Origin of the sequence: uncultured Parabacteroides sp. (assembly GCF_902493135.1) — a bacterium.
GTDB lineage: Bacteria > Bacteroidota > Bacteroidia > Bacteroidales > Tannerellaceae > Parabacteroides.
The window spans coordinates 98,961-117,538 of sequence record NZ_CABUOD010000008.1 but is presented as its reverse complement, the minus strand read 5'-3'; the positions used below and the strand labels follow the sequence as shown (position 1 = coordinate 117,538).

Sequence of the window (18,578 nt, the reverse complement as noted above, 5' to 3'; positions counted from 1 at the left end):
GAGGTATGTCAAAATTCCTTTATCACGATCTTTAGGCACGGATTACGCGGATTACACGGAATGATAATAAATTTATCCGTGTAAATCCGTGAAATCCGTGCCTAAATTATGTCTATTGTAAGCAGGATTTTCTTTTGACACACCTTCTTGGCATTGAAATATTATTGGACAACCGGTTTGTCTTTCAACATGCCGCCTTCATTATAACGCTGGTTATTCGGCAGTCCTTTCTTGTTCACACCTTCCTTCATCAATGTCTTCAAATCTTCCAGATGAGAACGGTAAACACCACGCGGTTCCACTCCGTATTTCTTACACAATGATGCCGCCATGCCGACTACCTCTCCCATCATTCCCGTCGTACGCATCACACGCACTGTCCCCAAGGCTACGTGAGTCACACTGATATTACGACCCGCCATAAAAAGATTATCCACATTACGAGAATACAAACAACGATACGGGACGGCATACGGATGGATCAGGATATGCTTCGTAACAGCTTTGAACTCATTGCCCGGAAAATGTTCACTGTTTTTCGGATCCTGCCAATGCAAATCGATACTCCAAGTCGTGGCGAAGGAGGCATCTTCATGGAACACGTTTTTCGTGACATCGTCTTCCTTTAAGATATAATCACCCAGCAGACGACGAGATTCACGTTTGCCGGCTACATAAGCTACCCAACCCAACTTACGATTCTTATACTGGTCGTTTTCCTTCATACGGTTTTTCAAATAGCTCCAGTTTGAATAGACGACCAACATGCCATAATCACGGATGCGTTCGAAGTCCTTGATCTGGTCGAAGTTCATACCTGTTTCCCAAGTCCACTCTCCCATCATCACCTTTTCACAATTCTTTTCGTTGAACTCCACTCCATAGCTGAACTCTGGAAAAGGACTCGATTTCTTATTATCGACCGAGTACCACTGGACGGAAGAACCCATCGTCATCTTATCCGCTTTCTCTGGGGCTATGCTTTCACCATATTCATCCCGGCCTTCACGCCCCATACGATAATCTGCACCGGACAAATAACCGATTGTACCGTCTCCCGTGCAATCTGAGAAAAGAGGTGCTTTAAATTCAAGTTCTTCGCCGCTTTCGATGTGTTTGACTACAACGGATGTGATCTTATCGCCTTCCTTTGTCACCCCTATTGCACGATAGTTCAGGAAAAGAGATACATTCTTTTCACCTGCCAGCCAATCCATTTTCTTCTGATCTTCATAATATTCCGCAGGTTGTGCATTTCCTCCCTTTTCCGGACCGAATTCTTTCTGCAGACCGCCAAGTTCCTTATAAGTCCCTTCTTCGATACGGCCTCCCAAATGGACACGTATCTCCGAACTGTTATTTCCACCAACCACAGGGCGGTCATTGATCAGAGCGACCTTACACCCCAGGCGGGAGGCAGATACGGCCGCACTCATTCCTGCTATACCGGCTCCGACTACAACCAGGTCATACTCTCCGGCAAGCGGGGCTTCATCCGGCAATCCCAGGGCTTTACGGCGAAAAACTTCCAACTCCTTCAGTCCCGTTGGAGGCATCTTCCCTTCTTCCGTTGTAAAATAGATCGCATCACAACGGCCGTCAAAACCGGTCAAGTCATGTAGTTTTATCACGGTTTTCAGATTCTTGACCGACACCTTTCCGGCTATCTGCCACATCCAGGAAGAACCTTCCGCTCCCAACGGGGAGGTCATCTTCTTTCCTCCGACTGACAGACTGAATTTTCCGGGTCCCTCGCCTTTTTTCCACGGGGATGTCCAATTATAGGTACGAACATATACATAATATTCTCCTTTTTCAGGAAAAGTCACCTCGGTATAGGCATCATCGACAGGTACACCCATCCCATGCGCCAAAAGGTAAGGAGACCCCATCAAATCCATAAACTGCTGGTCGACCTTCCAACCTCCCTTGTTACTAAAACTTTCGGCTTCGACAAAAAGGTCTGCCGCTCGGACAGTTCCCAAACTCAACAAAAATAATAATGATAAAATTACACGAGTCTTCATGATATTAATATTTAGAAAGACAAATATACATGTTATTTATAATTCAACCAAGCTGTTGCTTTCGTATCCGTGTCCGATACAAAACGAATCCATCTTGCTTGAAATGCTTCAGGGAGTTGCTGGACGAACCTTTCTCCCGGCTGTACTGTATAAGTGGCATATTCCATCCAATCACCATTGCCGGTAGGATCCACTTCAACCGTAATGACGGCTTTCTTATCAGACTGGTGCGACAACGAAAGCTCTTTCTTGTCGTAGAATCCAATCAGATACGGATCAGAAGCAACACCTGCTTTTACATCTGTATTCTTCCACGGGCCACCTTGGCCTACCGGTTTTCCCAATGTCCACAAGTCATCGATAACCCCTACCCAAACAGCTGCTTTTCCATCGTCCGAAACTATAATATGCGGATTTTCTTTACCCTCTTCAGGTGTCACACCTGTCAAAACAAGCATACCTCGGTAAGAAGCATAATCATTGATGCGGTAATTATGAGTTGATATTGGACGAATTTTTGCATATCCATCCGCATTCTCCGCAGGAAGTTCATAAAAAGTACCCATACAAGAAAACATATCACGCTCCGTTGCCACTTCCCGACAAACACGCAGTACACCTTGGTTGGTCAAATCCTTATACATTTCATTTCCCAAAGGAAGACGCCAACGCCGATTCAAATCATCTACAATCAATACTGAACCCTCTTCTATCGAAACAACCTGTTGCGGTATGGCAAACTTCGTACGAATAAAATCAGCCGTCTTCTGATCTTCCTTACGGGTCAAACTCAATTCTTCACCCATTTCATAATAACCGACTTCCGATGTCTTTCCGTTTTCCGTAACATTCGCCAACAGCCCCAAAGCACGGCGGTTGTCCCCCAGTCCATAGAGCAGGCCACCGGTAACCGTATTCTGGTCGACAGGCGCCAGACCCTGATAAATCGGGTCAGAAGAGGCCACACGATTATCGGCAGTCGTATAGTTGAAACTAACGGTTGCCAACGTATTCTTATCCGTTTTTACACGAATCCATTCTCCTTTTTCGGCTGAAGTAAAAGGAACGGAGACCGACTTTCCTGCATTTACCGTTATACTCTTCAAAGTCTTCCATTCATTTTTGCCGGCTTCGTCTATTTCAAAAGTAAAGATCACCGGTTGTTTTCCTTCATTCTTCACCCAACCGAAACGATGTGCCCAACCACCGAAAAGGAACGGTTCAGAGGCTTCACCCGCCTTCACGCTTTCCTTTGCCCAAACAGCACCTTCGGCGGTTGCCGGTCCCAATTCGTCCGGTCTTGTCAAAGAGGTAAACCACAGATTTGAGTTCGATTGACCAGGTCCCTCTATACTTCCTTTTGCTTTTCGTTTGTTCAAAAATTCTTTCTGAGCCGAATCATCACAACCGAAAACCAATTGATCGTTCCAACGGGTAAAATCACCAATCACTTTCAAATAAGCGGAACGCGGACGGATACCGGCTGAATTATCAGCTGTAAACATTCCCGGAAAATGCCAGAACATTCCATGCATCGTCATCAGATAATCAGGTTGAGACTCTGTCCCGACATTCCGAATGCGCGGCCATTCCGTATTCCATCCATGCGCACCGTCATAGCTATGGCTGGCTTTGGGCAAACGATAAAAGGACCATCCTTTTTGAGCATCCCGTACACCTAAAATAACCGATTTATAATCCCAACCGGTTGCCCAAATCGGATCTGATTCCGGATTTGTATTTCCATAAATGCCACCCGGCCCCGTCACTTCGACAAATTGATTACGACGAACCACTTTCCACTCTTTTCCATTCCACTCAGCCAAAACGCCAGCCTCCACATCAAACTTCTTCAATGCTTCTTGTGTCCCTTCTCCATTGTTGGTAAAATACATACAGCCTTGCCCGGAATATAACCCTTTACCATGTACTCCCGGTAACAACGCATTTATCGGCCCGGCATCCGTATCATTCTTTTTCTGTTGTTTCTTATTGCCATCCTGATACAATTCTTTTACTTCCAATGTATTCACATCCACTTCATAGAATCCTTCTTCCATTGTCCCGTAATAAATCTTATTTGACGGATCTGTCAAATGACGGGCATTACCTGTATGACGGCCGGACATGACAGTATATGGAATAACACGAACTTTACCTGTTTTATCAATCGCATAAGGACCTATAAAAAGTTGATTGCTTTCTTTATGAATCATTCTGTTTGCGGGTGTACCTCCAATGCTTTCATCACGTATAATCTGTTGATAATCTGATGTTACTTCATACAATTTATCAGAAGAGCCATTCGGCAGATGAGGTCCATAAGTAATCACCCACAAACGATCCGCCCAAGGCACGACCGCCCCCGTACCGCATTCGCCTTCATTATTATAATAAGCCAAACGAGGATAAATACCGGATATGGAATCCGGCACTTTTTTGACATCTTTCTGCGCCGTACAACCCAACAAAGAAAAGGCGGCCAATAATCCAACTACATTCAATTTCATATTATCTACTATTTTAGGTAAAATGTCATAAAAAGGGCTCCTCATATTCTATATGACGATATAAACAGAGAAGCCCCAAGATATTAACTATTTAAACACCGATCCCTACTAACCGGAATTTATTTTAACTCCACAACCATTACCATTTCGGATTTTGCGACAGATTTTCATTGATAAGTCTGTCTGCAGCAGGTACCGGCCACAAGTAGTCACGACTTTCATCAAACACACGTTCGGTTGCCACGGTAATATATCCCTTTTTCGCCATTTCGCTCAAATCGGCAATACCGTCTTCATCGATCTGCGGAACACCACCTATCGGATAGTTACCGTCTTTCCAATTCTGAATCAACTGCTTATATTCAGCAGAAACGGTACTTTCATTACCGTCCCAAGAGGTATTGCCGGACCATGCACGATTCAAGAAATAAATCGGACGATTCAATACTTTACCGGCAATCTTCCAACGGATCAAATCGCTATAACGATGACCTTCCCAAGCCATTTCAATGAAACGCTCGGTACGGATAATCGTACGCAACTGCGACTGCGTTCCTTCCATTACTCTCGGATATTCAAGCCCTGTTCCATTATAAGCTCTTTCACGCAATTTATTAATCGTAGCATCCAAAACCTCTTGGTTGCACTGGTTCATCTCATTCATCGCTTCGGCATACATCAACAAGACATCGCCATAACGCAGCATCGGATAAGTAGTCGGTGCACCTGCTTTACCATTTTCCAAAAATGAATCATCGACATATTTCTTAAATAATAAACCAGTATAGGAAGCATGTTCCGCTCTTGCTTTAGAATCATTATTTCCCACCTGTGCACCGTCAGAAATTCTCTGAACGGTTGTTTTAATAGGAGAAGGAGAATATTCATACCCTAACCACTTATAATCATTCGGATCATACGTCCCATCCAACACACTCTTGTTATATGCTGTTGCAAACGGAACAATCGTCATGGCCATACGCGGATCCCGATTTTCAAAAAAATCTTTCGGGTTATAAAGCGGAGATTCATCGATCGGTTTACCGTCAATACAAGGATAAGCACAAACCAATTCATAAGATGGAGCTTTTTGTCCACCCCATCCTCCTGAAAGGCGAGATATGCTATTCAACACATCACCCGCAGCCCAATAATATTTTTTCAACGTCACATCTCCACGGAAGAAGAAAATCCATTCGTCAGACCAGGAAGCCGTAAACAAGTCCTGATAGTTGCCATGCAATTTATACACATTCAAATCCATACAACTCTTGGCAGCAGTGGCAGCAGTAGCATAATCTTCATTATAAATAGCAATCCTTGCTTTAAAAGCATAAGCAGCCCCTTTCGTGGCACGTTGAATACCTGAATAACTGTTCGGTAAACGTTCGGCAGCTTTGTCCAAACATTCGTAGCTGTAAGCCAATACATCGGCTTTCGGAGATCGGGAAGCGGTATAGGCTTCATCCAAGCTCATACCCACCTTATCCAAGATCGCATCTCCCCAATGAAAAGCCAACATACCGTAAGCATATCCCATATAGAAATAAGCTTCACCTTCATATTGTGCGATGTTTGTTTCCGACACACCCATAGCACGTGCACGATCCATATTATTGATCAAACGCAAAGCACGAGCGATACCTTTATAATAATTCTCCCAACGATCGGAAATCTTTTTAGTTTCAGAAGTCAATGTACCATTATTCACCTCTGATGATTCATTTCGAGCCGTCACATCATCTCCCCATTTCATATCGTCAATCGGGAAAAAATCCGTACGATAGAAATCATTCAAAGACATTTCTATTTCTGCTTGAGAAGAATACCAATTCTCGCTTGATCCTTCAGAAAGAGGATTTAAATTAAGATCGACACACGACATAAGCATGAATAGAGATGCGGTACATATAGAAAATTTTATCTGTTTCATATCACTATAAATTTAAAATTTAACATTCGCGCCAAATGTAAAAGATGTGGATATAAAGTCGGAACTTGCACCTATTTCCGGATCCCATCCCTTAGGATAGTGGCTGATAGCAGGAAGATCATTTATTGTAGCATATATCCGAAGTCCTCTGATGAAACACTTATCCATAAGTTTTTGCGGCAATGAATACCCCAATGTAATGTTCTTGACACGGAAATATGCTCCGTTAAACAGCCAATAATCAGATCCAGTATAAGTATTGGTAGTATTGGTATATGTAAGACGAGGATATTTGACATTCCGGTTTTGATCTTCCGTATTATGCTGACTCCAATAATTACCTAATACAAGAGAAGGCACAGCTCCCCATTGTTCTTTCAACGGTTGTATCCAAGCAGAATTGAAGAGAACATTCTGGTGCCCCACGCCTTGGAAAGAAAGAGAGAAATCCCAATCCTTCCAACCTAAGAAAAGATTACCACCAAACTGAAACTCCGGCAAGGAATTACCTAAACGAACTTTATCATCCGCATTGATAACACCATCCCCATTCACATCGACATATTTGATATTACCAGCCTTATCGTTAGCAGTGAGTGTCGGATACTTGTTTCCTTTCGAATCATACAAGTCTGCATCAGTAACAAAAAGGCCATCAGTCTTATACATAAACCACTCATAATAATAAGAATCTTCTTCATAAATCTTATTACCATCTATCGTCCTCCTGTCTCCTAAATATCCCATTTTCGAACGATAATCAGACAGGTTGAAGGATACGCCGTAAGAAACCTCACCAATCTGATCACGCCAACTTGCTTCAAACTCCCAACCGTGCGTATACATATCACCTGCATTTTGTTTCGGAGCGGAAAAACCAGCATAAGAGGGGAAGCCCAACGTCAACAACATATCGGATGTTTTCTTATAATAATAGTCTCCTGTCAAACTCAAACGATTATTCAACAAAGTAATATCGACACCAATATCATAAGTCGTCGTTGTTTCCCATGTAATATTGTTGAATGCATAATAATATTGCGCCGCATTTTGTACAGCGGTCACCGAGTGAGAACCCTTATCATACATATAACTGTTTCCGAAATTGATAGCTGCTTGATATGGGAATTCCGCATCACTAATACGCTCATTGCCCAATGACCCAATAGAAGCACGTACTTTCAAATAATCGATCTGTTTGTCTTTAGGGAACCAAGGTTCACTCGAAACAGCCCAACCTGCCGATACGGAAGGGAACACACCCCAACGATAATCGGAAGCAAAACGAGAAGAGGCATCTGCACGGACATTCGCTTGTAACATATAACGATTTTTGTATGAATACATGGCACGTCCAAAAACTGATTGATACGCATTGTGTCCTGCTTTACCTGAATTATACTGGTAATCTTCCGGTCCAAGATTCAGATAGGGATAAGAATCCAATTCATAATTATTTCTTGATGCACCCAAATTTTCCCATTTATATTTATAGCCTTCATAACCTGCCATTGCATTCAAGGAATGATCATTCCATTTGTTTTCGTAGTTGGCATAAAACTGATAAGTACGGCTTTGCGTGTTATTACGTGCTTCGTTCAACTGGGTTGTCTTACTAAGTTGTGCAGCAATGACCGATCCATCTTCATAATAAACATTCACTTTCTTATTAAATGCCTTTTTGTTCTCGAAAGTGTAACGAGGAGCGAAAACCGCCGTCAAAGTCAATCCTTTCACAGGAGTCAAACTCAACTGTGCTTTCCCTCCGAATTTATAATTATTGGCATTGGTCGTTCCTCCCTCGTTCAACATAGCCAACGGGTTAGCACCCGATTTCACATCAGCATAACTACCATCTTCCCAATACGGATTATAATAAGGAGTTGCTAAATATGCCCAATAAATCGGGTTAAAAGTTTCACTCTTGGAAAAATTAGTAGAGAATGGATTAATACTTTTCGAAGTTGAAAAATCAATATCAATATTGGCCCGAATCCAAGAATTGATTTTATAATCGTTGTTGACACGGCCAGCATACCGTTCATACGATTTATTCGCATAATACCCGTCTGCCGTCTGATAATTGAACGAGAATTTGGACTGCAACTTATCCGTACCACCCGAAACGTTGAAGTTATGCTGCTGATGAGAAGTCGTATTCTTCAACAATAAATCGACCCAATCCGTATTCGGATAATGGTAAGGATCCGTTGCATTGTTAGCCATCCAAGAATTAATGGTTTCTTGCGAATATTGCGAATAAGGATTAGACGCACCATCGTTCCACTTTATCTCATTTTGAACATTCATCCAATCGATCACATTTCCATTAGTCGGCCGTGTAGTCGGTTTGTCAATGGAATATTCATAATTGTAATCCAAATTGAATTTATTCTCCTTAGCCCTTTTGGTCGTGATCAAAATGACACCTGCCGCGGCACGAGAGCCATAAATAGAAGCCGATGCAGCATCTTTCAAAACACTCATGGTCTCAACATCCGAAGCTACGACATCATTCAACGAACCGGGTACACCGTCAATAATGACAAGAGGATCATTATTGGAAAGTGTCGTCACACCACGAACACGTATTGTTGCCGAACTCCCCGGACCGCCGGAAGAACGTGTGACCTCCACACCCGAAATCTGCCCCTGCATAGCCGTAGACAACATTTGAGTGGAACGTTCCGTCAAAGAAGCCCCTTTGACACTGGATATCGGACCTGTCAAATCTCCCTTACGAGCCGAACCATAACCAATTACTACTACTTCATCCAACAATTCCGCATCCTCTTTCATCGTTATAGACACGGATGTCTTATTTTTTACAGATATTTCACTCTGAATATATCCGATATAGGAAACTATTAATGTTGCATCAGATGCAACATTAAGGGAGAACCTCCCTTAATGTTGCATCAGATGCAACATTAAGGGAGAACCTCCCTTCTGCATCCGTTATCGTACCGTTGGTTGTTCCCTTCTCCACCACATTGGCACCAATAACCGGCAGGCCGGATTCATCGAGGATTACACCCGTAACGGTTTTCTGATTCTGTTGGACGCCGGTCAATAAAAGGTTGTCCGAAGCCTTGATCAATACCTGTCGATCGATAATCTGATACTTGTAGCCAGTGTTCCTCAACACTTGATCCAGTACATCTTCCAATGTCGCATTTTTAGCATTAACACTCGCTGTTTTGTTGACATTCACACGATTATCGTTAAAAAAGAATGTAAACTCACTGCTTTTTTCAATTTCTCTGAGGATTTCAATAATACTACTGTTCTGCTTGTTGATTGATACCTTATAGCTCTGCGCGTATGTAGAGGCAGAAATACAACATGCAACTCCCAACGAAAATAAGGTTGTGATCTTCATGATACGTTTAGTTTTTCTAAATAACGGGATACAATAATCCCTCTCACTGTTTTTTTTCATAACTTTGTTATCGTTTTAATGAATAATAAATGCAAGTCTTCGGCTTGGACTCCTTACGACAAGCATTTTAAAAAACTCTCTGATTGGAAGGTGCTTGCCGGCATCTTCCAATTTTTTTGAAGGTTAACTCTTTTTATCCCATAGGCATTAGAATTAAGTTGTTTATAATAAGTCATTTTAAAGTCAATATATAATCGCCATTCTTCTCCTCTTTATACTGCAATGGAGAAGATGCTTTTATCATAAAAAGTATCCGTTCCAGCGACTCATCCCTCACCTTGAAAGTGAACCGGTATTTATCTGCCAGATCCTTTTGGCACATCACCTTTCTGCCGTACCACTGTTCGAGACGCGGGATGATCATGGAGAGTTTTTCGTTTTCGAAACTCAGCATCTTTTGTTTGCGCCAGGCGGTATATTTGTCGGCATCCACAATCTGCTTGGTGATCTTGCCGGTTTGCCGGTCCACCAAGATCTTTTCGTCGGGAGAGACGAGGTATTCTTCCAATCTGTTTGTTTCCTTGTCCGCCACACTTACTTTGATCTTGCCATTCAGAAGGATCGCTTCTATCTTATTCTCCATATCGTAGCTGAATAATTCGAACGCAGTCCCCAACGCCTCCACGCTCATATCCTCCGTATGGACGATAAAAGGTTTTTCGCGATTCTTCGCCACATCGAAAAAAGCTTGTCCATCCAATGTTATCTCACGCGTCTTACCGGAGAAACTGGCAGGATAGGTCAAACGGCTGCCCGGTCCCATCTGCACTTTCGTTCCATCCGGCAAAGAGACGGATTCCATATTCCGGATGCCGGAACTTACGACATACATCGGAACATTCGCCTTGCCCTGCAACGCGAAATAAGCGGTTCCGCCCACCCCCAATACCAATAAGATAGAGGCGACCATACTATATATCTTATAAAACACAACTTTCCGCCCTTCGCCATGCGACCAAACCTCCCTGCATATATTCTGCCAGATAGACGGCTCATCCGGACAGTCGCTCCTCACCGCATCCGGTGCATTGTCCCACTGATGCTCCATTTTTCTCGTCACCTGCCGAGAGGCCTGCAAGGCCGTGCGCTCCTCTTCGGTCAGCGTGTCCTGCATCAGCTTTCTTACTATATATTTCTTGTCCTCGTATTCCATTTTCAATCGCTTTACAGATATAAATACACCTGAATCACGCTTCCCCCCTATTCGACCGGTCACTTTTTTCATTTCAATGGCAAACGACAGACATTCAATGAGCAAATTCCGGCAACTCATCCCCTAACTATCCGGCAATTCCAGTTCGCTGATAATTAGCACCGAGCTACCCTTCCCGGTACTTATAAAGAGAGCTACTGGCAGTCAATACTTTTGTGGCATCACCAATGCCTTATATATATAGGAAAAAAAGTAATGCAATTCACAATAAGAGTTCGGATATAAAGCGTGTATATCATATTTTTTTACTCCTTCTTTCTTAACGGACATGGCAAAATTGTACAGATGCTTTTCCATATCGGGATAAAGATATAAATTCTCGGACTTGAACCTATAATAGAAATTAACGATATTCCCGTCATGATCGACCCACATAGATAAACCGATATCTATAAACTTTAATAAATCCTCCGGATAAATCAAATCCGGAAATTCTCTTTTGAAAAAAAGGAATAGGTCTTTGCCCATTTTTCTAAATCCAAACAATTCCCCCAGATCTCTCTGCTCCGGAATAAACTTTCCCCCTTTTTCAAAAAGGTAAACAACCGTGTCACCTTCTGCCGGTATATAGTCTTCACGGTCAAAGTAGACAGACTCATAACCTGCCGGACGAACTCCCTGTGCGGAAACTGCCGAAACGATGGCAACGACAAATAATAGAAGTATGGATAATTTCGTTTTCATGATTTCTTCGATTTTAATAAATAATTAATAGTTACTTTCTTTGAAATTTAGGTGGACGTGGCTTCCCGAAAAATTCCCGGAGCAACTTAGGTTCTAATCCCGGATTACAAACACCGGGAGCACCAGACCATAAATCACATAATTCGTAATAGGTATTGTAATCACTACTGGTAAGATAACCCTTATCTCTCAGAGATTCAATCCAACTTTTATATTTTCCACAAAAAACAGGATTGGGATCACTCTGAGTAGGAATGTATCTTACCCCATCCGAATTTTCATCAAATCTGTCAGATATGACATTCACTATATCAATAAAAGCTTTCGCCTCAAACTCAAAATTCTTCAATGCGCTGATCATTGCATCGCCATAACACTCATACTGAACTGCATGTACAAATTCTTCTATAAAATAAACCCAGCTTATATATGATTTGTCTTGAAACTCAATTGTATTAGTAACCGTTTTGAATAAAGCTGGATATGGACTATTCGGATTCACTTTAAAAATTATCTGAATCTTCTTGTCCACTAATTTCTGACGTAACTTCTTATAATCGGAAGGCATTATGTCAAATAGTTCCATTACATGCTCGAATTGAGACTTTTCTGCGACATTCAAAGTCGACAGCGGATGATAAATCGTTGACAATTCCGGAAAAAAGAAATTCCATTTATCACCGACATAAAAAACAGGTCCATTTCCTCCAACCCCTTCATCTTTTGCAGTTCCATACGATGGGAAGCCCCCAGCCTCGTATCCACCGGTAATTCCACCTCCCGGAGCACCACCACCTCCTTCCATATAGGTCCGGCAGGTTGTACCCTTATAAACACTCACTTCGCCTACTTCTACAAAAGCGTCCCAACAATACGTCACCATTACCGGAACCGAACGAGTCTCCAATAAAGCTTCAACATTTTCATTCAGTAAATCGCTTTCTTCCGAGCACCCCATTCCGCCAACAAGAAATGATACAAATAAAGCAAACAACTTGATTTTTCTCATAACATTCTATATTTAGGATAAAAGATTCTATTTACAAATTAAGCCACTGCTTTCACCACAAATTATTGAAAGTATAAATATAACAAAAAAATATTCAGATGCTATTCTTCAGCTTTTTTTTACTTAAATTTAAAACAACCGTATCAAAATCATAAAGCGTTCATCTGTTTTTGCAACCGATACGAACCGATATTTATATAGATGTTTTAGCAAAAACAACTTGGATAACCGCTTGATACCCGGGTGTAATAGCCACGGACATCCGGATATGGAAAAGGTACAGATCCGGGTCTGTGCGAAACCTTTCCGGGGATGCGGGAATGTTTACCTGATATGTCGGGGACATTTTTATGCCCTGTTTTTACATCTTATCCGCCGGAAAAGGACGTTTTTATATCTATTTTATTTTAAGGTTGCTATTATGATAACTGGATTATCATCCTCTTTTACTGAAAATAAAGTATCTGGAATTTTTATTAAATCTTTTTGCTTTTCCAAAAAATCCATCCATTGAGTAGAGATCCAATAGCCAACAACATATCCATTATCATCCATGTATCGAGGGAAAAAAGAGGGAACTTTACCTTCTCGAAACACAAAACCTCCATCCTTACTTTCACTTCGTAATGTCCTATTACGTTTTTTATCATACAAACCGACTCCCGGTCCAAGTCTATCTTTCTCAAAATAAGAAAATAACAAATAAGGTTCATACTCCATCATATGAAGCAGATAATGAAAATCATGAGAATCATACTCAGATGTTCCCCATGTTTCATAAGGTGATTTTTCATTTAAAGCGATGGCATATTTCGGATATAATCCTTCTTCCTTCACCGTATACAGAGTATCTTTATACAAACCTCCATAAAAATGTAAATCTGCTCCATAATGATAAAAATATCCCGGACAAAAAAGTATCGGTTCTTCTTTTTCCATCTGATAAAAAAGTGTATTTGAATAAGTTTGTACCACTTCTCCATTCCGATTAAAAACAACCAATTTCAAATTCTCCTTGCCTGTCAAATTATTAACATATCCTATATAAAGCGAATCATTCATACGGTATGGATTCACAACACTCAGAATGCCCTCCTTGTCACTTATTTTAGGTCTAAATACCCAATCTTCAACTTTATTATTCCTAATATTTATTCCAATCCACCTATCTCCTCTATTTGCATAAAGTAAATTATTATACTGATCAAAACAAGCATCAAAGACCAAAAAATAATACTCATCCGGACCGTTTCCTCGCTTCCCTACTTGTTGAACAAATCGTCCATCTTTCCGATTAAACAAGAAAGCCTCCCGCATCATATTAGACAAAACGATAAAACTATCCGTAACAGCTAAAACCGACGGTTCATCTGCCAACAAACAGGAATATGAAGTTTCCAAAGGAATAATTTCTACAGAATCAAAAATATCTTCTACATAGAGTTTTTTTCGTTCCGCACCCATAAAATCGACATGGACATAAGTATTTTCATCTTTTTGTCCACTATCATTACAAGAAGATAAGAAATATCCAATAATAATTATTAAAGAAAAGAAAGTAGCAAACTTCATAAGTTATTTTTTATAATAGTCTCTATATTTCTCATTATTTCTCTGACTTGCTTTTCTTCTACAGGTCCTCCAAATGATAAATATAGCACAATCTTATTTTTATCAATTACAATATTTGTAGGAAAACCTTGATTGAAATTCAACTTTGCAGCATCTGATCTGGAAACAGGACAGACCGGAAAATGAAGGCCATATCGAAGAAGAGTCTTTTTTATATGTTCCGGGCGATCGGTTGAAAAAGTGACAATCTGAAAATCCGGATTACTTCTATATTTTTGATATAAATCTTCCAATACCTGAAATTCTGCAACACAAGGAGCACAAGCTTCAAACCAAAAATTCAATAAGGTGACCTTTCCCCTTAGCTTCTTATCACTAAAATAATTTCCATCTTCAGTCGTAAACTGAAATTCAAAAGGATATCCTTTCCCGATACGACTTTCATGAACACTATCCTGTTGCATCTCCAATCGCTCAATATATTTTTGAATATTTTGAGGGATATTTTGGGCAGATACTATACCCGCCCAAAATAAAATAAATAATAAAAAAGATTTCATACACTCACTTTTCTAACAGGTTATTCCCTTTGAAGAACAAACCATAGAATCACAAGGTTTGTCACAAACAAAATAACTACCATCTGTCACATAAAAATCACAATAACATTGACCGCTATAACAACGTACACCAGCCAACTCCCATCCTAATTTTCCATGAATACATTTCATTTCATATTCCGACAATTTTCTTCCAATTTTGATTTCAGATAATCGCTTCATAATTTTACAATTTTAATAGTTCGTTAAACAATATGTAACAAATCCTCCAACATATACTCATCCGGCTTTTTATGCCCATTGAATAATATCGTGGGTGTCGATCGTATTTTATTTTTCATGACAAAATCATAATGCCGGGCATATTCTTCATCTACTCGCTGATCCGGTACAAAACCATATTCCTGAAAAAATGATTCCTTTCTATATTTACCTTCTTTATACCATTTGTCCAGAATAGCCAGAAAGGTGACTTCATCATGTTTCAAATAGGAATATATCAAAAACTTGGCACTAATGCTCAACGGCTCATTGAACGAAGTGAACACATACCGTATGCAAAACTTGTCTCTTCCCTTTTCCAATAGCTGCTCCAACTTCCGGTGCAAGGCAGCACATGGATCACAATGCGGATTGGTTATAACCGTAATCGTATCGCTCGACTCCTTGTTGCCCCAGCTAACGGAAGAGACGGATTGATCCACCGGATATTTTTCATTCTTTTGCAGTAAAGCATTAAAAACGTCCTTGTTTGCTTTCAAGCTATTCAATTTATATTGTGCATCCTCCATACTCGAATTCCGGTAAAACATTCTGCACAATATATCGACAGCAAATAACGGAAGCAAATAAACACATCCGGCAAGTAGCAGAGGTATTCCCGTTATATCTGCCATTCGGATATCACATAAGACATTCACAGAAAAGTTTACCCACAATATCCCCAACACCACCAGACATAAAGGACACCAAATACGGATTTTGAACTTCTGGTAACAAAAACTCCACACCGTAAAAGGCAAGGCCATGACCGATGCCAAGACGTAATAGCCTGCCAATGAACCTGCACAATGCAAAATCAACAAATTAGAAATGAAATACGACACCCCGATTTCACTCAACCCGATAATGCCGAACAATTTGGCGGCGGGAGTACTCAGGACATCGTTGCAGCTGCTTTTCTTGAATAAAGAGCAAACCTTATCCCCAAACTCGGTCTGCATCCCTATTTGCTTCAGCAAAAGCGACCAAGAGACATACAAACCGGCCAAATTGAAAACGGACGACAAAACCAAATAAACAGCCGGAAACTGTTCATTCGAGAAAAAAGAGACAAACAACAGAAACAACAAGACCGCAAAAAAGATCATCTTCTCGCCTCTATCGAACCATTCCCTTTTCAGATGCTCCCTATATCCCGGTTCCTTCGAATGCTCCGTCTTCTCGGCCAAAAGGACTACACCGGACCAAGTCTTCAAGAAGTCTTCAATTGGCAATTCGATTGATTTGCCGCGCCAATAATAAGAGACACGGGCAGAAGATAGTTTTTCCACCAATACAAACTCATTATTGGCAAACGCGATAAAAGGAGCTTCCAATTCCAACAACTCCGAAACATTCCGATTTAGTCGCAATGCCAAATTGTCCACTCTGTAATCCGAAAGCATCCGAGACAATCCGAATAAACTGTTCTTGTACGGATATTCCCGGTAGAACCGGTCCGAATACTCCGATGTATGCGGAACCTCCAATAACTGAAGAAATCGTGTAAATACGTTTTTCATACCCCGTCTAAACCAAGCCATAAACCTTTTCCATATTCTCCCCCATCCGTTCCGAAGTAAACTTCTGCTCATATTCATCCCGGAATCGTTTACCTGCTTCGGAATCCTGCAAAGCCTCTATGACCAATCGCGCCAAATCTTCCGGAGAGACGCGCACATCCTCTTCCGTCTCTTCAACAGGCAATTTATAAAGACCATTTCCCATTTCCCCAAGTCCGGTACTTGTCGAACTCACCAACGGAATGCCGAACATCATCATCTCTATGGCAACATAGCTGCATTGCTCGTGCTTGGACGGCATCACCCCGACATCGGCAATCCGGTACAATCGGTATAGTTCGCCCTTCGTCAAACGTCCGGTAAAAGTAATACGGCCCCAGATGTCTCTTGCCTTTTCCAGACAAGAAGTATAATTGCCTTCTCCTACGATCAACAACCGCGAATCCGGAAACGCGTCCGACACGATTTTGAAAGCCTCCACCAAAAGGCCGACTCCTTTTATGTCATCAAGCCTCCCCACAAACAAGACCAACTTGCCGGATTCTTCAAAACACAAATCCCGTTTGATCCGCATGACCTCTTTTTCTTCATAAGCAGGGCACTCGTCAGGCAAACCATTATAGGCCAACGATATTTTCCTTGCATCCACACCATACTCTTCAAGCAACAATTCATAGGTATAGCGGGACAAACAAATAATCGAATCCGCTTCCGAATAAACCGCCAACTCCTTCTCTATGCTATCCACAATATTCTTGAAACGCCCTTGCGTTTTCCCATCACGGCTATCCTGCATGATCTTCCTGAAAAGCGTCGTATTCCCGTTCAATTCAAAACACCACATTTGGTAATGAATGGTGAACAGGGTCGTACATTCAGGGAAATACTGTTTGGCCAACTTCAACAATGGCAGTTCCTGCCCGTAGTTGAAATGAAAGAGCAACCGGTCTTCTTCACCGATTTCTTCGATATAAGAATAGAGCACATACCAGGAATTCCGGATATAGATTTCCAGTTTATCCGAGGGCAGAGAAACACGTGGAAAGTAGAAACTCCTATATCCGTCCTTCTCTTCTATCTCAAACTCATTTTTATCGGAATTCAAGACCACCACATTCAACTCCATGTCCTGCCGGCCGGAGAAAAGAGTAATCATTTGCCGTATATAAGTACCGATCCCATAGATGGCGGCACGGCTTCCTTCATTGAACAGATATAGATGTTTCATAACAATGTCTTTTTCAAAATATAACCGGCACATCCTTTTGCCAACCCCAAGTCCCATTCCAACGGATTCGGGCCGGAGGGCACATCCCCGATGACGGACGACAGCAAATCTTTGTCTTCGGGGACAGCCTTGTTTCTTATCCTCCCGATCAGTTCCTGCACAAACAAGCCGTCCAATGTCGACAAGGCATGGTCGCGACAAGGAGAGCCCAAATGCTTTTGCACATAATAATAAATGCCTGTCAACCCCTCTTCCACGCTTTCGTCCGCCATCCTCCTCACATCATATTTCATGATATGTTCGTTTATATTGCGCAAGACCACGTTGGAATCGCCTTCCATAAAACGGTTTTGCAACAGATATTCGATTCCCCACCCGATGCCGGCCAACCCGTTTTCAAAATCATAACTTGTCCCCGCATGGATGCTTGAACAAACTTCATCCAACAGTTCGCCGGCAAAGTCGTCATATATCGGCTTTTGCGTAAAACGGGCATACCGGCAGAGGGCGATAACGATCCCCATCTTCCCATGATACAGCCCGATGTCCGGAGTAAGACTCGATGCCATGACCAAATGATTGATTATACGTTCGGTTATATCCATAATGTATTTTT

14 protein-coding genes are annotated in these 18,578 nt (G+C 41.5%); all 14 read right to left on the bottom strand.

Annotated elements, in window-relative coordinates; genetic code table 11:
- Positions 1-161: 161 nt before the first annotated feature.
- Positions 162-2,027, bottom strand: a complete 1,866-nt coding sequence (locus tag RDN79_RS05630) for an FAD-dependent oxidoreductase (protein ID WP_308572968.1) — start codon at positions 2,025-2,027, stop codon at positions 162-164.
- A gap of 32 nt (positions 2,028-2,059) precedes the next feature.
- Complete coding sequence (locus RDN79_RS05625) at positions 2,060-4,537, bottom strand: hypothetical protein (RefSeq protein WP_298554640.1); 2,478 nt, start codon at positions 4,535-4,537, stop codon at positions 2,060-2,062.
- A 139-nt stretch (positions 4,538-4,676) separates the two neighbouring features.
- Positions 4,677-6,341, bottom strand: coding sequence for a RagB/SusD family nutrient uptake outer membrane protein (locus RDN79_RS05620; protein WP_308572971.1), 1,665 nt, complete (start codon positions 6,339-6,341; stop codon positions 4,677-4,679).
- Positions 6,342-6,482: 141 nt separating this feature from the next.
- On the bottom strand, positions 6,483-9,317 hold the full coding sequence (locus tag RDN79_RS05615) for a TonB-dependent receptor (protein WP_298554855.1): 2,835 nt from the start codon (positions 9,315-9,317) through the stop codon (positions 6,483-6,485).
- Positions 9,318-9,360: 43 nt separating this feature from the next.
- The gene (locus tag RDN79_RS05610) at positions 9,361-9,852 is read right to left on the bottom strand and encodes a SusC/RagA family TonB-linked outer membrane protein (protein ID WP_298554646.1); all 492 of its coding nucleotides are present in this window, start codon (positions 9,850-9,852) and stop codon (positions 9,361-9,363) included.
- A 232-nt stretch (positions 9,853-10,084) separates the two neighbouring features.
- The gene (locus RDN79_RS05605; RefSeq protein ID WP_298554649.1) at positions 10,085-11,065 is read right to left on the bottom strand and encodes a FecR family protein; all 981 of its coding nucleotides are present in this window, start codon (positions 11,063-11,065) and stop codon (positions 10,085-10,087) included.
- A gap of 204 nt (positions 11,066-11,269) precedes the next feature.
- On the bottom strand, positions 11,270-11,809 hold the full coding sequence (locus tag RDN79_RS05600; protein ID WP_298554651.1) for a hypothetical protein: 540 nt from the start codon (positions 11,807-11,809) through the stop codon (positions 11,270-11,272).
- A gap of 31 nt (positions 11,810-11,840) precedes the next feature.
- The gene (locus tag RDN79_RS05595) at positions 11,841-12,818 is read right to left on the bottom strand and encodes a hypothetical protein (RefSeq protein ID WP_298554653.1); all 978 of its coding nucleotides are present in this window, start codon (positions 12,816-12,818) and stop codon (positions 11,841-11,843) included.
- Between the two features lie 402 nt (positions 12,819-13,220).
- Positions 13,221-14,390, bottom strand: coding sequence for a 6-bladed beta-propeller (locus RDN79_RS05590; RefSeq protein WP_298554655.1), 1,170 nt, complete (start codon positions 14,388-14,390; stop codon positions 13,221-13,223).
- On the bottom strand, positions 14,387-14,950 hold the full coding sequence (locus tag RDN79_RS05585; RefSeq protein ID WP_298554657.1) for a TlpA disulfide reductase family protein: 564 nt from the start codon (positions 14,948-14,950) through the stop codon (positions 14,387-14,389). The genes RDN79_RS05590 and RDN79_RS05585 overlap by 4 nt, the downstream gene beginning before the upstream one ends.
- A 12-nt stretch (positions 14,951-14,962) precedes the next feature.
- Positions 14,963-15,172, bottom strand: coding sequence for a hypothetical protein (locus RDN79_RS05580; RefSeq protein ID WP_298554660.1), 210 nt, complete (start codon positions 15,170-15,172; stop codon positions 14,963-14,965).
- 23 nt (positions 15,173-15,195) lie between these two features.
- Positions 15,196-16,755, bottom strand: a complete 1,560-nt coding sequence (locus RDN79_RS05575) for a vitamin K epoxide reductase family protein (RefSeq protein ID WP_308572967.1) — start codon at positions 16,753-16,755, stop codon at positions 15,196-15,198.
- The gene (locus RDN79_RS05570; protein WP_298554666.1) at positions 16,742-17,962 is read right to left on the bottom strand and encodes a TIGR04157 family glycosyltransferase; all 1,221 of its coding nucleotides are present in this window, start codon (positions 17,960-17,962) and stop codon (positions 16,742-16,744) included. The genes RDN79_RS05575 and RDN79_RS05570 overlap by 14 nt, the downstream gene beginning before the upstream one ends.
- Positions 17,959-18,567 (bottom strand): lanthionine synthetase LanC family protein, encoded by a 609-nt coding sequence (locus RDN79_RS05565; RefSeq protein ID WP_298554669.1) that lies wholly within the window; start codon positions 18,565-18,567, stop codon positions 17,959-17,961. The genes RDN79_RS05570 and RDN79_RS05565 overlap by 4 nt, the downstream gene beginning before the upstream one ends.
- Between the last annotated feature and the right edge of the window lie 11 nt (positions 18,568-18,578).

Coding starts and splice junctions, on each gene's coding strand:
- RDN79_RS05630 (WP_308572968.1), bottom strand. CDS start 2,027: ATGAAGACTCGTGTAATTTTATCATTATTATTTTTGTTGAGTTTGGGA.
- RDN79_RS05625 (WP_298554640.1), bottom strand. CDS start 4,537: ATGAAATTGAATGTAGTTGGATTATTGGCCGCCTTTTCTTTGTTGGGT.
- RDN79_RS05620 (WP_308572971.1), bottom strand. CDS start 6,341: ATGTCTTTGAATGATTTCTATCGTACGGATTTTTTCCCGATTGACGAT.
- RDN79_RS05610 (WP_298554646.1), bottom strand. CDS start 9,852: ATGAAGATCACAACCTTATTTTCGTTGGGAGTTGCATGTTGTATTTCT.
- RDN79_RS05605 (WP_298554649.1), bottom strand. CDS start 11,065: ATGGAATACGAGGACAAGAAATATATAGTAAGAAAGCTGATGCAGGAC.
- RDN79_RS05600 (WP_298554651.1), bottom strand. CDS start 11,809: ATGAAAACGAAATTATCCATACTTCTATTATTTGTCGTTGCCATCGTT.
- RDN79_RS05595 (WP_298554653.1), bottom strand. CDS start 12,818: ATGAGAAAAATCAAGTTGTTTGCTTTATTTGTATCATTTCTTGTTGGC.
- RDN79_RS05590 (WP_298554655.1), bottom strand. CDS start 14,390: ATGAAGTTTGCTACTTTCTTTTCTTTAATAATTATTATTGGATATTTC.
- RDN79_RS05585 (WP_298554657.1), bottom strand. CDS start 14,950: ATGAAATCTTTTTTATTATTTATTTTATTTTGGGCGGGTATAGTATCT.
- RDN79_RS05580 (WP_298554660.1), bottom strand. CDS start 15,172: ATGAAGCGATTATCTGAAATCAAAATTGGAAGAAAATTGTCGGAATAT.
- RDN79_RS05575 (WP_308572967.1), bottom strand. CDS start 16,755: ATGGCTTGGTTTAGACGGGGTATGAAAAACGTATTTACACGATTTCTT.
- RDN79_RS05570 (WP_298554666.1), bottom strand. CDS start 17,962: ATGAAACATCTATATCTGTTCAATGAAGGAAGCCGTGCCGCCATCTAT.
- RDN79_RS05565 (WP_298554669.1), bottom strand. CDS start 18,567: ATGGATATAACCGAACGTATAATCAATCATTTGGTCATGGCATCGAGT.